The organism is Bacteroidia bacterium, from assembly GCA_033391075.1.
In the GTDB taxonomy this organism is placed as follows: domain Bacteria; phylum Bacteroidota; class Bacteroidia; order J057; family J057; genus JAWPMV01.
This window is the reverse complement of the sequence record JAWPMV010000001.1, coordinates 1156168-1169503: the sequence shown is the minus strand read 5'-3', so window position 1 is coordinate 1169503 and position 13336 is coordinate 1156168. Positions and strand designations below refer to the sequence as shown.

At 40.5% G+C, this 13336-nt stretch carries 12 protein-coding genes; 1 reads left to right on the top strand and 11 read right to left on the bottom strand.

All coding sequences use genetic code 11. The features are described 5' to 3' along the window. Window positions 1-168 precede the first annotated feature (168 nt). The 6 genes from R8P61_04665 to R8P61_04640 all read right to left on the bottom strand — a co-directional run bounded on the left by R8P61_04665 (window position 169) and on the right by R8P61_04640 (window position 3967). Window positions 169-648, bottom strand: a complete 480-nt coding sequence (locus tag R8P61_04665) for a hypothetical protein (protein MDW3646330.1) — start codon at window positions 646-648, stop codon at window positions 169-171. Window positions 649-753: 105 nt separating this feature from the next. Beyond that, entirely contained in the window at window positions 754-1734 is a 981-nt protein-coding gene (locus R8P61_04660) for a hypothetical protein (protein ID MDW3646329.1), read from the bottom strand. Beyond that, window positions 1731-2048, bottom strand: a complete 318-nt coding sequence (locus R8P61_04655; GenBank protein ID MDW3646328.1) for a hypothetical protein — start codon at window positions 2046-2048, stop codon at window positions 1731-1733. The genes R8P61_04660 and R8P61_04655 overlap by 4 nt, the downstream gene beginning before the upstream one ends. A 78-nt stretch (window positions 2049-2126) precedes the next feature. Next, complete coding sequence (locus tag R8P61_04650) at window positions 2127-2681, bottom strand: hypothetical protein (GenBank protein MDW3646327.1); 555 nt, start codon at window positions 2679-2681, stop codon at window positions 2127-2129. A gap of 201 nt (window positions 2682-2882) precedes the next feature. Further along, window positions 2883-3518 carry an ElyC/SanA/YdcF family protein gene (locus tag R8P61_04645; GenBank protein ID MDW3646326.1) on the bottom strand — a complete coding sequence of 212 codons (636 nt, stop codon included), beginning with the start codon at window positions 3516-3518 and terminating at the stop codon, window positions 2883-2885. A 50-nt stretch (window positions 3519-3568) separates the two neighbouring features. Then, window positions 3569-3967 (bottom strand): NUDIX domain-containing protein, encoded by a 399-nt coding sequence (locus R8P61_04640; GenBank protein ID MDW3646325.1) that lies wholly within the window; start codon window positions 3965-3967, stop codon window positions 3569-3571. Between the two features lie 341 nt (window positions 3968-4308). On the opposite strand from R8P61_04640, the gene R8P61_04635 reads away from it, so the two are divergent. Then, window positions 4309-6666: an ATP-binding protein gene (locus R8P61_04635; protein MDW3646324.1), complete on the top strand. Its 2358-nt coding sequence runs from the start codon at window positions 4309-4311 to the stop codon at window positions 6664-6666. 38 nt (window positions 6667-6704) lie between these two features. Here the strand turns inward: R8P61_04635 and R8P61_04630 are convergent, their stop codons facing one another. The 5 genes from R8P61_04630 to R8P61_04610 all read right to left on the bottom strand — a co-directional run bounded on the left by R8P61_04630 (window position 6705) and on the right by R8P61_04610 (window position 13225). Continuing rightward, on the bottom strand, window positions 6705-7112 hold the full coding sequence (locus R8P61_04630) for a hypothetical protein (protein MDW3646323.1): 408 nt from the start codon (window positions 7110-7112) through the stop codon (window positions 6705-6707). Between the two features lie 142 nt (window positions 7113-7254). Beyond that, window positions 7255-9270, bottom strand: a complete 2016-nt coding sequence (locus tag R8P61_04625; protein ID MDW3646322.1) for an ATP-binding protein — start codon at window positions 9268-9270, stop codon at window positions 7255-7257. Window positions 9271-9522: 252 nt separating this feature from the next. Then, window positions 9523-10269, bottom strand: coding sequence for a phosphodiester glycosidase family protein (locus tag R8P61_04620; GenBank protein MDW3646321.1), 747 nt, complete (start codon window positions 10267-10269; stop codon window positions 9523-9525). 79 nt (window positions 10270-10348) lie between these two features. Further along, window positions 10349-12025 carry a response regulator gene (locus R8P61_04615; protein MDW3646320.1) on the bottom strand — a complete coding sequence of 559 codons (1677 nt, stop codon included), beginning with the start codon at window positions 12023-12025 and terminating at the stop codon, window positions 10349-10351. Window positions 12026-12043: 18 nt separating this feature from the next. Then, window positions 12044-13225, bottom strand: a complete 1182-nt coding sequence (locus R8P61_04610) for a DUF1972 domain-containing protein (protein ID MDW3646319.1) — start codon at window positions 13223-13225, stop codon at window positions 12044-12046. Window positions 13226-13336 lie beyond the last annotated feature (111 nt).

Genomic DNA, 13336 nt, shown 5'->3' with positions numbered 1-13336 from the left:
AAGGTAATTTCTTTCATATGCTCTAATAAGCCTTCTTTAGGACGCAGCTTTCAAACAAGAACACAGTCATAGACTGTGCTTTTTCATCAGAATCTAAAAAAAAGGGGGCAGCTCAATTCGGCTGCCCCTTTTAGAATCTATTTAATAGTATATGTGTGTGTTTCTAACTTAATTGGTTTGGAAATCTGCACCTTTGGTTGTTTTGGTTTTTAGTACCAAGCCTTCTGCTTCCACTTCTTTGTCCTTCTTTTGTCCAAGACCTACGCCTATCGCTAATCCGATCGCAAGGCCAACGGGCATACTGACAACGCCCAGAACAATCCCGCCTAGCATTCCAAAGACCATACCTTTAGACATATATTCTTCCTGATAATGCCCTTCTGCTATAAAACCAAAGCGCTCATTGAGAAACTTTTTAAATTCTTTGAGCCTCTGTTTGAGGTAGGAATGCTGGTTTCCTTCCGGGATGGCTGTAATGTTTAGTCTATACAATTCATCCTCAATCAAAAATTGATCTGCCTCAGGCAAATCCTTTTCTTCAAGAGAACGTAATACTCCCAGAAAAATATTGTAGGTCTTTCGATGGGATTTTTTCTCTGTCTCAATCAGGAGTCCGCGAAAAAAACCCTGTGCTTCTCTGATCTTCATACTTTAAAGATAAGGAGTTTCCTAAAAGGTTGGAATTGTGGCAAAATATCCGGGATGAATTTAGGTAGCTGACTCTTGATCTAAAGAAATTTATTTTAATAAAACTCAAAGCTTATCGTGCCAACGAACTTTCACCCCTTTTCTTTGCAGCTTCTGCCGCAATTCTTTCCAATGTTTTTCTTTCATGGCAGAACTGAAATAGAAATAATTTTTATGATTCTGATCGATGATCCTCAAAGCTGCAGGTCTATGGACAGCAGCCTGACTTCCTATTTGCCGATGCTGAAATAATTCAAGCTTTGCCTCCTTGATTTGTTTGTAGGGGATGAAATCTGGTCGAGAAAGCTGTGGATGTCTTTTTATGAATAAATGCTTTTCCCCTATATGAAAGCTGGTATAAAAAAATCGATGGAGGAATAAAAGCATCAGCAATGCACCCGAAGCGAAAATCAGCTTTCCGAAGCTAACACTTAGACTGGAAAAAAGAATGAACAATAGAAAAACAGCAAGTCCCAGAATTAAGATTGACCAATTATTAAGCAGGCCCAGATTCGAAACCTTAATGAGCTTATTCATTTCCGGCAGGGATTCGGCCTGGGAATCCGAAAACTCTCTTAGCCGACCTTGCTTTATCAAAACATCCTCAATCCAGCATTTTATTTGCCAGCCATTGCGGTAATATTCATCATAAATGTACCAGACATCTCCATTTCTAAATTGAAGTTTCGCACCTTCTTTTTTCTTCGTGACCAGAATTTTCAAAGGGACTTTCCCATCCGGCCAGATATCTTCTAAATCTCGTAGATAATAGGTCTTTTCCAGCATAAAAACTTTAAAACGAATCTTGCCATCTGTTATCTCTATCTTAGGAACTTTCCCAATCCACTGGATGCACGTATAGAAAGCCAGCCCCATTAGCAGGCTCGCAACTATAATCATGACAATTACTTTTAGGGCAAATCCCTCAGCCTGGTAGATAGAAGATGAGAGGGTAAAAAGTAAAAAAGGGATAAAGTTAAGCGCAAGAAAACTGGCGAGAATAGTTAGATGCAAGTTGAGATAATTGAATCTTGACTCCAGGATCATTCGCTTTCTGATATGTCCTCATTTTCGTTTTCCAGCTCTTCCATTTTTTGAGAAAGCTTGTTCAAGGACCTTGCCATAAAGACTTGAGGAAAAAGGATCATACCTAAACCGATCAGGTTTACCGGGATATATGCAATAGCAATCCAGCGAACCCACTCAGAGTCCCAAAAGGACCCAAAGAGCAGGATTGCAACCAGAGTCCTAATTGCGTAGGTAATGAGTTTTTTACGCTTATAGTTTGCATCGAAAAATTCCAGCGCTTTAAGCTTATCTAATTCTTCCTGAATTTCTTGTTTAGGATCTTCTTGTTCCATGAAGGACTATTTTTACCAAAGAAAGCAAAAAATAAAGGAAAGGCCACCTGGAGTGAACCTTTCCTTGCATACTCCGCCTTAGTTTGTTTTTTCTCCTAGCAGGTATACCAGATAATTGGCTTCTGCATCATCAAGGCCTAATCCGAGCGAATAGATTTTCATTCCGTAATCAAATTTGATTTTACCCGGTCCCCAACCCCAGACAGATAGGCCCCTTCTTGCCGTAAATTCAAGGTTCGCGGGCACTTCATTGAAGCGAAAATTCAGAATTTGGCTTTTGTCAAGGCGTCTTTTTATTCCCAGACCCAGGATGCTTTTTTTGAAATAAGCATCACTACCACTCTTTGGAAGAAATAATTCCTCTTTCCCAAACAATCCCCATAAAACGCTTACAAAAACTCCTCCCCCACCTACGATCCAAAACAGGATCCAGATCAAAATAAAACTGTCTATTTCAGCTATACCATTTTGCCACTGACTGATTTCCAGGGCAAAGTTCAGGCCCAAAATCCACCCTATGAGCCAGATACTGGCAGCTATGATGACAAAGCCTACTTTTTTGGATGGAATACTGATGTGCAAACCATTGATGGTCTCAAGGATACGTGCGTTCCCATTTCTTTGTGTTTTCATGATCGAATAATTAAAAGCGTGAACAAAAAGCGTCATCCAGCCTGTGCTATCATTCGGAGTTTCGCTGTGAATATTACAATTCAGGGAGCCAAATGAGGCTCATAATTTTTCATGGTCATTTTTCTGATCTTATTTATTATAAGGACTCCTAACAGTCCTGAAGGTTGGAAAACTATTGGGGATTATTTAGGTGCGCGCTACTTAAGGAATGCTGATTTCATCTCCCAGGAATTTAGGCTGAACCTGAAAGATGATGTCGAAAAAGACTTTGGCTCTGGCGAGGGATTCGCGAAGCTTTACTTTCAGTCCATTCTTACCTTTTACGTCCTTTGCATTGAAGCCAATAGCCTCTATGCCTTTGCTCTTTGCGAGAAATATGGCTCTTTCGTTGTGAAATTGTTGAGAGACAACCGTAAAACTGCTTTGACCAAAAACCTCTTTGGCCCTGACCACAGAGTCCAGGGTGCGGAATCCGGCATAGTCCATATAAATCCGATCTTCGGGAACTCCTTTTTCCATCAGGGCTTTCTTGATAGCTGTAGGCTCGTCATAGTATTTACTCCCATTGTCTCCACTGACCAGGAGGTATTCTACTTTATTGCTGAAATAAAGATTGGCAGCAGCCTGAATGCGGTATTGAAAAAACAGATTTTTGCTACCATCCACCCGCCAGGGAGAGGTACCCAGAACCAAGCCGACTTTATTCTTAGTGATTTTAGAGGTACTGTTAAAGGTCTTGCCGGAAGCATATTGCTCTATCCAGAGATTGGCTACCCCAAATAAAAATATGGGAAGCAGCAAGAGCAGGAGGATCATCTTACGGCTTTTCTTTTTCATACCTTATTCGTACCCCAGTAAACAAACTTAATGTTAGGTACGAATCTAAGTTATTCGAGTTCTCCTCTTTCATGTAGAAATTTGAAGATTTTTTTATCTACGTGCGAAATTTTGTCGGTATCCCAACTGTTTAGCCAGGCAATTTCTTCAATTTCATGACTTTCTTTAAGTTCTCCACTAAAAGTGGCCTTATAGCATCGCATCACTACCTCTATTCCTTCGGCATGCCCATAAGCCTGATCCGAAAACTCCCCTACCCATTCAATACTTGCGGTATCTATCTCTACACTGAGTTCTTCTCGTATCTCTCTAATCAGCGTTTCTTCATCAGATTCTCCTGCTTCTCTTTTTCCCCCTGGTAAAAAAAATCGATCTTTTCCTTTAGAACGAGCACTTAAAACTTTGCCCTCTTTCAATTCTATCCAGGCTATTTTGTCGATTATTGGCATTTCTTCTTATACGCTTTATTAGATGACATCAAGATATTGAAAAAAGCACAAATTCTCCTTCTGCCAGTTTTATCCATTTCCGAAATATTCAATTTATACCAAATCTCCCTGTTATGAATGATTCGATTTTTGCTTTTTTCCTCAGATAGCAAAAAAGATATTGTATAAGAATACTGATACTAATGGTCCCTGCTATACCTAGATTCACTTGCAAGGCACTTTCTTTTCTTTTATACCTGTTTATATCCTTTTCAAGCACGCTTCATGCCCAAACAAAGCATGCAGATAGCCTTATATCCCTTCTACAAGGCCATCCCGATGATACAGCAAAAGTAAATTTATTGAATAATCTCGCCTGGGAATTATATAAAACAGATGTAAACAAACTGGATTCTCTTTCAGAACTCGCGTTAGATTTGAGTGAGAAGCTGCATTATTTTCAGGGACTGTCAAGGGCAAAAAATCTCAAAGCTATAGCTCTTGCAGAAGTGGGTAAAAGTGAGGAATCGATTTTATTCAATTTGGAAGCTTTGGAGTTGGCGGAGAAAATTCAGGATAAAGAACTCATTGGAGGAGCGAGTAATGATCTTGGGATTAGTTACTCCAATCTTGGAGACTTTCCAAAGTCCATCAGCTACTATAAAAAAGCGCTGCAAGTAAAAGATGATTTTGAATACATCGCCTATACCTATAGTAATCTTTCAAATCTTTACTTTCAGATTGGTAATAAAGAAGAGGGAGAGTATTATCTAAAAGAAGCCATAGAGGCTGCTAAAAATTCTTCAAAACCGGAAATCAAAAGCAATATGCTTCTGGATATTGCGGAGATACATTGGAGCGCAGGTAAACTGGAGTTAGCTGAAAAATTTTATTTACAGGCAGATTCAGTAGGGAAGTTACAAGAAGATTTGCTGGTACAACGCCAGGCTCGCGCCTGCCTTTCCTTTATCCTTTTTGAAAAGGAAGAATATAAAGCAGCCATGGAAGCATATCAATATGCCCTGGCAGTCAAGAAAAAGCTGGGGGAAAAAATGATGGGCCATAATTTTGCCTATCTATCTGATTTGAACATAAAATTGGGAGATTTCGACCTTGCCCTCCGCAATGGGCAAAAAGCCCTCGCCATCGCAACAAAAAATAATAGGAAAGCTTCCTTACCGGACATCTACTCAATCCTCAGTGATGCCCACAAAAACCTGGGGAATTATGAAGAGGCTCTGACTATGAAGGAGACAGAACTCCGGATTACAGATAGTTTGTATTCGGAAAAGAGTCTCGCAGCTCTTGACCAATTCGAGTCCAAAATTGAGTTACTCGAGAAAGACGAGGAAAACAAACGTTTGGCCCTGGAAGCAGATGCTCAACTAAAGGAATTGGAACTCATGAAAGATGTGGTTAAGCAACAAAAATTCACTTTTTTCTGGATCATTATTTTCCTCTTAGGGAGTGCAGGACTTCTTTTTTATGTATTCAGACTCTTAAAAACCCTCCGTACAAAAAATAAACAATTACTCATTCAGTCGGATAAGCTGATGCGGGCAAAATCTATTGCTGAAAAGGCTGCTCAGGCCAAGGCAGACTTCCTATCCGTCATGAGTCATGAAATTAGAACACCCATTAATGCTGTATTAGGTATGACCCATTTATTATTGGATGAGACTCCTCGCAAAGATCAGGAGGAGCACCTCAAAACCTTGCAGTTTTCTGGAAATAACCTGTTAGCCATTGTAAACGATATCCTTGACTTCAGCAAAATTGAAGCTGGGAAATTGCAATTGGAAAAAATCAGCTTCGACCTGAAAGACCTTGTCAACAGTCTCTGCTCTAGCCTGAAAGGAAGAGCCATTGATAAAGGTCTGGAAGCGAGATGTACCTATGATCCCAATCTACCTGAATTTTTCGTTGGAGATTCTGTACGCATCGCACAAGTTCTGAGTAATTTGATGAGCAATGCCATCAAATTCACACAGCAAGGCTTTGTCGAGCTACGGGTAACTCCTGCCAGCCATGGAAGGATTTGTTTTAGTGTAATTGATAGCGGTATCGGAATTCCCGATGACCGTCAAAAGAGCATTTTCGAACCCTTTACCCAATCTTCAGAAGATACCACACGCAAATTTGGAGGAACTGGTTTAGGACTCAGTATTTCCAAAAAACTGGTCAGTCTAATGGGATCGAAACTCCAATTGGTAAGTACAGAAGGGGAAGGGAGCATGTTCTTTTTTGAAGTAAATCTAGCGGAGGCACAACTCAACAAATCACAAAGGCTGAAAAAGGGAGATAGCAAACTCAACTTTGGTAGCTTAAAAGGTATGAAAATTCTCCTGGCCGAGGATAACAAAACCAATCAAATAGTTGCCCAGAAGTTTCTTGAAAAATGGGAGATTGAGGTAGATATAGCAGAAAATGGAAAAGAAGCCATCGATGCCTGGCAAAATAAATCTTTCGATCTAATCCTTATGGATATCCAGATGCCTATCATGAAGGGAACGGAAGCCTCACAATTGATCCGCAAAATGGAAACCAAGACAGGAGTTCATATTCCCATTATTGGCTTTACTGCAGGGGTAATACCGGATGAAGTATCCAGGATACTCGAAGCAGGAATGGATGATTGGGTCGGCAAACCTTTCGAGCCCGCAGTTCTCCATCAAAAACTCCAAAGATTTAAACAGGATACTTCTAAAAGCACCATTTAGATCATATAATAAATAGCCCGGCCAAATGGTCGGGCTTTTTATTTACGGATATCTTTTAAATAAGACTTTATGCCTTTCCATTTCTGTTTTTCATGATCCAGATTTTGTTGGCTCCACAAACAAAGTCCGGCTATCTGACCCTCTGAGGCATAATTTTGTTCCGATAAATAAAAGCCACTACTCAATTTCAAAATTGCCGGATTGGAGAAAAAATCAGCAGTATCCCGGAAAAGAAGATCCTCTATTTCCGCATCCAGTACTTTCCTGAGAATGCTTGCCTGGAACTCAAGGGCTGTATCAAAAGTCAACACCTTCAGGCTTTCCTGTTCCAATTGGGGACCGCCTGGCCAAACGGGAATATCTATAATTTTATCATTTGAAAGTTTGAGATAGCAAAAGAATTCTTGCAGGCCTTGTGCATTTTCCCGAAGGTAATGGAAACGCATATCCTTAATTTTCAGTCCTATTATATCTTCGGGATGCATGCAATCAAGATAAAGAAATTATGTTCGAATTTTTCATCAATTCGTATTTCTCTTCTTAAAGGCCCCGATCTTATTAACAAGAAAAAATATGTTTCGTAGTAAATCAGGAATACATCGCAGGGTTTTTAGGTAGTTTTAAAATGAATGAGGCTCCCTCTCCTTCTTCTGAGATCAGTTTTATATCTCCCCCATGAAGTTTAGCGACCTTACTACAAATGGCCAAACCAATTCCTGTCCCTTCGACACTTTCCTGAGCATGTAGCCTTTCAAACATTTGAAAGACACGCTCATGAAATTCCGGATCAATGCCAATCCCATTGTCTCGGACGGTAAAAAAATGAAAATTTTCGTCAGCGCGATAAGAGATTTTAATATTGATCGCCTCTTCCTCCTTTCTAAATTTGCAGGCGTTATTGATAAGGTTGGTGAATACTTGCCTGATCTTGCTCTCGTCAGCGAGTATTTTCCCCGGAATCTCCTCTATTTCAATTTCCCCTCCATCTTCCTCTATTTTTTCCCGAGAATTAGCTACAATATCCCCCAATAAGCTATTCATATCCAGAAGCTGTAGATTCAAACCCAGGCTCTCTAGTTTAGCATAATCCAGTAAATCAGAAGTCAGGGCATGCATTTCCCTACTGCTCTTTTTGATAAAATCCAGATACAGTTTATACTTCTCGCTCAACTCCTTGCCCATTTGCTTTTCAAGTATCTGAGCGGAATTTAAAATACTCCTTGCGGGTGATTTAAGGTCGTGGGAGGCTACATAGGCAAAATTTTTCAAGTCCTCATTCTTTTGCTCCAGTCGCTTGTTTTGGGCTTTAATTTTATCAATCAATCCCGCCCTGATTTTATTTGCCCGATAGTACAGAAAGGCTACTATCAGGATCAATAAAATGAGGAAAGACAGGATACCAAAAACCTGATATTGCGCCTGTAACTCTCTTTGCTTCTCATTATTTTCTTCCTGTAGCTTTTGGTTGGCAAATTTCTGTTTGTACAGGGCCAGTTCTTTATCAAGCTTATTGCGAATCTCTACCTCTTGCTTTCCCTTCTGAATCTTATATATCTCAAGGAGGTCTTTGTATAAATTCTTGATTTTTTGCTCCTGTCGCGTTTCCTGGTAGAGTTCTATGAGCTGATTGATTACATTTTTAATTCCTGCTTCATCAAATCCATCTCCCATTTTCAAAGCCTGTACATACATTTTCTCTGCCTCGTCCAACCTATTTGTTTTTTGAAAGGCCAATCCCAGGCTATAGTATCCCTGATGAAGATTGATCTTCAAATCTATTTCACGGCTAATCCTGATCGCTTCCTCTAGATGGTCGATTTGTTTGTCTAAATCATTCAATTCTCTATGGATATCCGAGAGCGTATAATTGATATAGACTTGACCTTGTTGATGGTTTTGAGCCTTCCATAATTCTTCCGCATTCTCTGCCAATATTAGGGCATCCTTATATTCCCCTCTGTCCAGCTGAACCCTTGCAAGATTCTGCAAGGCATAAGATTCACTTTCCAGATCACAAATCAAGCGGGCTTCTTTGAGAACAGATTTTAGGCTTTCAAAAGCTTTGGACAAATCCTTTTTTTTCATGTAGGCCAAACCAATATTCAAACCTGCATGTACCATTCCCGGATGATCTTTTAAGGCCTGAGCCTCAAATTTGCTGTGTTTTAGATGCAAAATGGCCATATCATAGTTGTGCTCCAGGATATAGATGAGTCCCAGAAAACGTTGGTTAACTGTAAATGCATCTGTTACACGTTCTTTCTTCAGCAGGATTTTTTCAGCTTCGAATAGCACTTCTTTAGCCATACCCAATTCATTCTTTTGGTAGAGCTGAAAGCCTTTTAAGTTGAGAATGTCGGCTAAGGAAGGACAGGCTTGTTCACGTGCAATGGGAAGAAATTTTTCCACAAATAGATTTGCCTCAATGCTGTTTAGGGCATTTCGTGCAAAAAAATCACCTACGGCAACAGAAATATGGTCACAGGACTTGTGACTGGGACTCATCAGCTGGAAGCTGGCAGTAGATTGTGCCTGGGAAGAGGTACTGAAAAAAAAGGACATAAGTAGTACCAGGCAAAAATTGAGTTGCTTTGAATGGGGCATTTAGATAGATCGATATTTAGGACGTAAATCGCCCGGCCGTTTCAATGTTAGCTGTTATAGTATCCTGTTTCCGGACGTACAGATTCTAAGCCGAGGGTATCTCGATCTCAATTATTTGTAGCCCAAAATTTATTTATTCCTTTATTGTGCTATTCACTTTTTTAAAAATATCAAAAATATTACGAAAACCTAAAAGCGCTGGTTATGTAGGAATAATCAAGTGTTGAATGGTCAATTTTCGATTCGGATTGATTATTGACGAGCAGGCTGGCTTTCGGCTATTATTACCCCAAAGGCGCCATCCATTTGTTCATATCCTTTTTCGGGCAAATACATTCGTGAAACAAATCCATCTAGATAAAGGGCTTGCCTACAGCCTTGCTCTTTGAAGAAGCTGGCGAAATCAAAAAAATTGATCCGATTTTTCGATATGGCAAATAAAAGCTTCCCATCTTCAAGTAGGCCTACCCCATTTCTGATATGGAGATTTTCGGAGCCTTCTCGAAAAGCGGGATGAAGGGCCCCTTCAATCACAAGCATCGGCCCGGATTGAGTAGCATACTTGACAGGATGCTTATGCTTAAATGAAGAGGATCTAACAATCCCGGCCTTATTGTCTTGGTCCAGGTAAAAAACCCCATTCGGCTGTAGATAGAAGTTGCCGTATCCTTCTTGTTTGTCATCCAGTTTCTTTTGGACTAAGCCTTTTTCTATGAAAAGCCCCTGGGGTGTTTGGTCTTTGAGGTACATGCCTCCATTCATAGCAAAAGTCAGTTTCTTCCCTTCCTTCTCAAGTTCTTTTTTTAGGTTTTCAAAATTCCCGTAAATCTCTCCCTGGCTATCTTTCCAGTAGAAGTCCAGATCCTGCTGAGCAGGATCCAGCACATAACTCAAAATTCGTTCATTATCTTCTCCCGGGCGTTCTCCTCTTACCGAATAATAATTGACAACTGCTATGAGTATTCCTATTGTCAGCCAAAGTATGTGTCGCTTTTCCATGGTCTCCGTATTTCTATGAAAATAGGGATATCCATATGCAATCGAAAATACCTGGGCATTGATTTAGCGACTCGCAAGCTTAAATAAAGAGATAATGGAATAAAAAAATCAGGCCCATCCCCACCAGGCTGAACAGAGCAATATTTCGCAGATGACTATTATCTTTCCGCAAGATCAGACTAGCCTGATCTTTATCCGTTTTTAGCTCGGTCATCTCACGAATCCTACTTACAGATTCTGCTATTCGGCTAGTGAACCCCTCTCCTTTTTCTATATAATCCAGGGCTTTATTTCCCAATAATTCGAGGGCCTTGTCCATGTCTTCCTGAGCAGAAGCGAAAATGGTAGGTAATTGAAAGCCTTGCATATGCAGACGAGATACAAGTTCGCCTCCACTGATAGCCTCAGGATCACGGGAGTTCAAATGATAGTCCAGGATGAGTAAATCCGGCTGATAGGTATGGATCTGATCAATCAGGGCTTCTCCTGTTTCGAAGCAGCGGAGCTGTGCATTTTCTTCATGACTCAGCTGGTAGGCAAGCATATGATGGACCATAGGGTCATCATCAACCAGGGCAATTTTATAGTTCTTTCCTTCCTCAGGCAATCTCTGGCTCGTCATCTGTAGAAACTGATTTTCTTTCAACAATGCATGCTCATTGATAGCCAATTCTTCTTCTCTCTTTTTCTGTAGCCTGATCCTGAAATAGGTATTGAGCTCAAAAAATATAAGAGAGGCTAGAATCAATAGAGGTAGCAAAAGCGATAACTCCAGGAAAAAAGAAAGATATACAGCAAGTAAAATCAAGAGAACATGAGAAACATGGATCAATAAGGCACTTTTCCCATGGTCAAACTGATTTTTTAGATATAAGTGATGGAGATGATTTTTATCCGGATGAAAAGGAGATTGTCGTTTCGAAATTCTCAAGCCAAAGACCCGAAGTGTATCTAAAACAGGTATCGCGTTTAATGCAAAAACGGCTCCTACTATCCAATACCATCCCTGAATAGCTGTGCTGTCCGCCGGAATAAGAGAGAGCAGCTGGAGGCTCAAAATGGCCATGAGTGCCCCTAATGGTAATGTGCCAGTATCTCCCATAAAAATACGTGCGGGATGAATATTGAAAATCAGAAAGGCAATCACAGCAGTAAAAGCAGTTGCGCAAATGAACGCAAATGACATTTGGCCTGCATCCCAGAAAACAAGTCCAAAGAATGCGAAATTGATGGCCAATATCCCTCCGGATAATCCATCTATCCCATCGATGAGGTTATAAGCATTGATTAAAAGAACCACAAGCCCCAGATGCAAAGGCAAAGCCAGCAAAAGAGGAACATTTGACCAGCCCAGAAGGAGGAAGACCGGATCCAGTCGAATTCCGGATATATACAGTCCCAGGGCAAAAGTGATCTGAAAAGCAAGTTTCAGCATGGCACTCAGATCAAGTCGGTCATCAAAGTAGCCGAGCAACATGAAAGCCAGTAGAGCAAATGGTACAATTATTTCTACCTGGAAATTCGATATAAAATAGGCACTTAAGAGAGAGAGCATGATTGCAATCACAATAGCAATTCCTCCCATAGAAGGAGTAGGAATGCTATGAGAACTCCGATGATTGGGAGAATCAATGAGGTGATGCTTTTCTGCATGGCGAATAATGAGCGGTATACAAAAATAGCAAATGAGAAAAGATAGGAAGCCATAAGGCAAAAGAATGATCACGGAATCTGTTGAGAGCAATGTAAAATCCATATTGTTTGTTTCGGTAGCTTAATTATGATAATGGGGAAGGGAAATTGAGCTATTGGGTCTTTGTTTATTCTTCTTCGAAATTATCTTATTCCTTTCAGTGAGAGCTGTGCTTTCTTCTCCAAAAATCAGCTCCTCATATTGCTTTGCAATCAAACGCCAATTGTAATGTGTCAAAGCAAGCTCACGCATCCTTGCAGCATGCAGCCTGAGATTGGCCTCTTCCAGATTCAGCACCCTGACCAGCAATTCATGTTCATTTGAAAAATACATGCCCTGATGTTTCATACTTTCCCGATTAAAAGACACATCATAGGCGAGAATAGGAAGGCCCAGATTCATCGCCTCTACCAGGGAAGGATTCGTTCCTCCAGCTTGGTGTCCATGAAGGTAAAGCTTACAATTTGACCGTAAGGCATCCAGGGCTTTCTGATCGTAAATAGGATCCAGCAGAAATAAATGACTGAAATGCTTATACTCTTTTCTAAGATCCAGCCCGTATTTGCTATGTTCCCAGTTGCCTACTATGACCAACTGGAAGTCAGGAATGCGGGAAAAAGCTTCCAGAATCAAATGGATATTGTTCTCAGGCTCTATCCGAGCAACTTTAAAGGCATATTCTTTTGCTTGAAAGGGGTAGGCATCTTTCTCCTCTTTCCCCCATGCCTGATGGATCACATGGTCCCCTCCATAAGTTATCAGCATGCTTTCCTTGCCATATTCCTCGATTACATATCGCTGTAAAGCAGTATTGTCAGTGATGACTTCATCACTATATCTGACAGCGAGTTTTTCACTGAACTTCAGAAAGGCTTTTGCCAAACGATTCCACTTGGGCCTCTTCCACTCCTGGCCATCAATATTGATGATGATTCGTTTTTTACTAAAAACCCGGACCAGCGGCAAAACAGCGGCACCAGAAACCCCGAGAATCAATATTACCTCCGCATAAAGGAGCGCATGGAAAATGGCAATCATATCGTAAATAATGCTTTGCCAACCATTTGCTTTAAAGGGAAGGTAAATCAATTGAGCTCCCTTCCAACTTTTGGGTTTAACTTTTTCAGGATAGGAACAGGAGGAACAGTAAACCCTAGTACTAAAACAATTTTTCCAGTTCAGGATTAGGTGATGAGTAAGGGTTTCAAATCCTCCGTACTTGGCAGGCAAGCCTACGGTTCCGATTATAGCCAGTTTTTTCATACAAGATAGCTTTGTCTACTTATGTATATCTAAAGCTTGTGCCAGTATAAAAATGGGCGAAAACAGGCAATCAGACTAGATTTTGATTTTGGAAAAGTTCGAAGGAAGGAG

Coding starts and splice junctions, on each gene's coding strand:
- R8P61_04665 (MDW3646330.1), bottom strand. CDS start 648: ATGAAGATCAGAGAAGCACAGGGTTTTTTTCGCGGACTCCTGATTGAG.
- R8P61_04660 (MDW3646329.1), bottom strand. CDS start 1,734: ATGATCCTGGAGTCAAGATTCAATTATCTCAACTTGCATCTAACTATT.
- R8P61_04655 (MDW3646328.1), bottom strand. CDS start 2,048: ATGGAACAAGAAGATCCTAAACAAGAAATTCAGGAAGAATTAGATAAG.
- R8P61_04650 (MDW3646327.1), bottom strand. CDS start 2,681: ATGAAAACACAAAGAAATGGGAACGCACGTATCCTTGAGACCATCAAT.
- R8P61_04645 (MDW3646326.1), bottom strand. CDS start 3,518: ATGAAAAAGAAAAGCCGTAAGATGATCCTCCTGCTCTTGCTGCTTCCC.
- R8P61_04640 (MDW3646325.1), bottom strand. CDS start 3,967: ATGCCAATAATCGACAAAATAGCCTGGATAGAATTGAAAGAGGGCAAA.
- R8P61_04630 (MDW3646323.1), bottom strand. CDS start 7,112: ATGCGTTTCCATTACCTTCGGGAAAATGCACAAGGCCTGCAAGAATTC.
- R8P61_04625 (MDW3646322.1), bottom strand. CDS start 9,270: ATGCCCCATTCAAAGCAACTCAATTTTTGCCTGGTACTACTTATGTCC.
- R8P61_04620 (MDW3646321.1), bottom strand. CDS start 10,269: ATGGAAAAGCGACACATACTTTGGCTGACAATAGGAATACTCATAGCA.
- R8P61_04615 (MDW3646320.1), bottom strand. CDS start 12,025: ATGGATTTTACATTGCTCTCAACAGATTCCGTGATCATTCTTTTGCCT.
- R8P61_04610 (MDW3646319.1), bottom strand. CDS start 13,225: ATGAAAAAACTGGCTATAATCGGAACCGTAGGCTTGCCTGCCAAGTAC.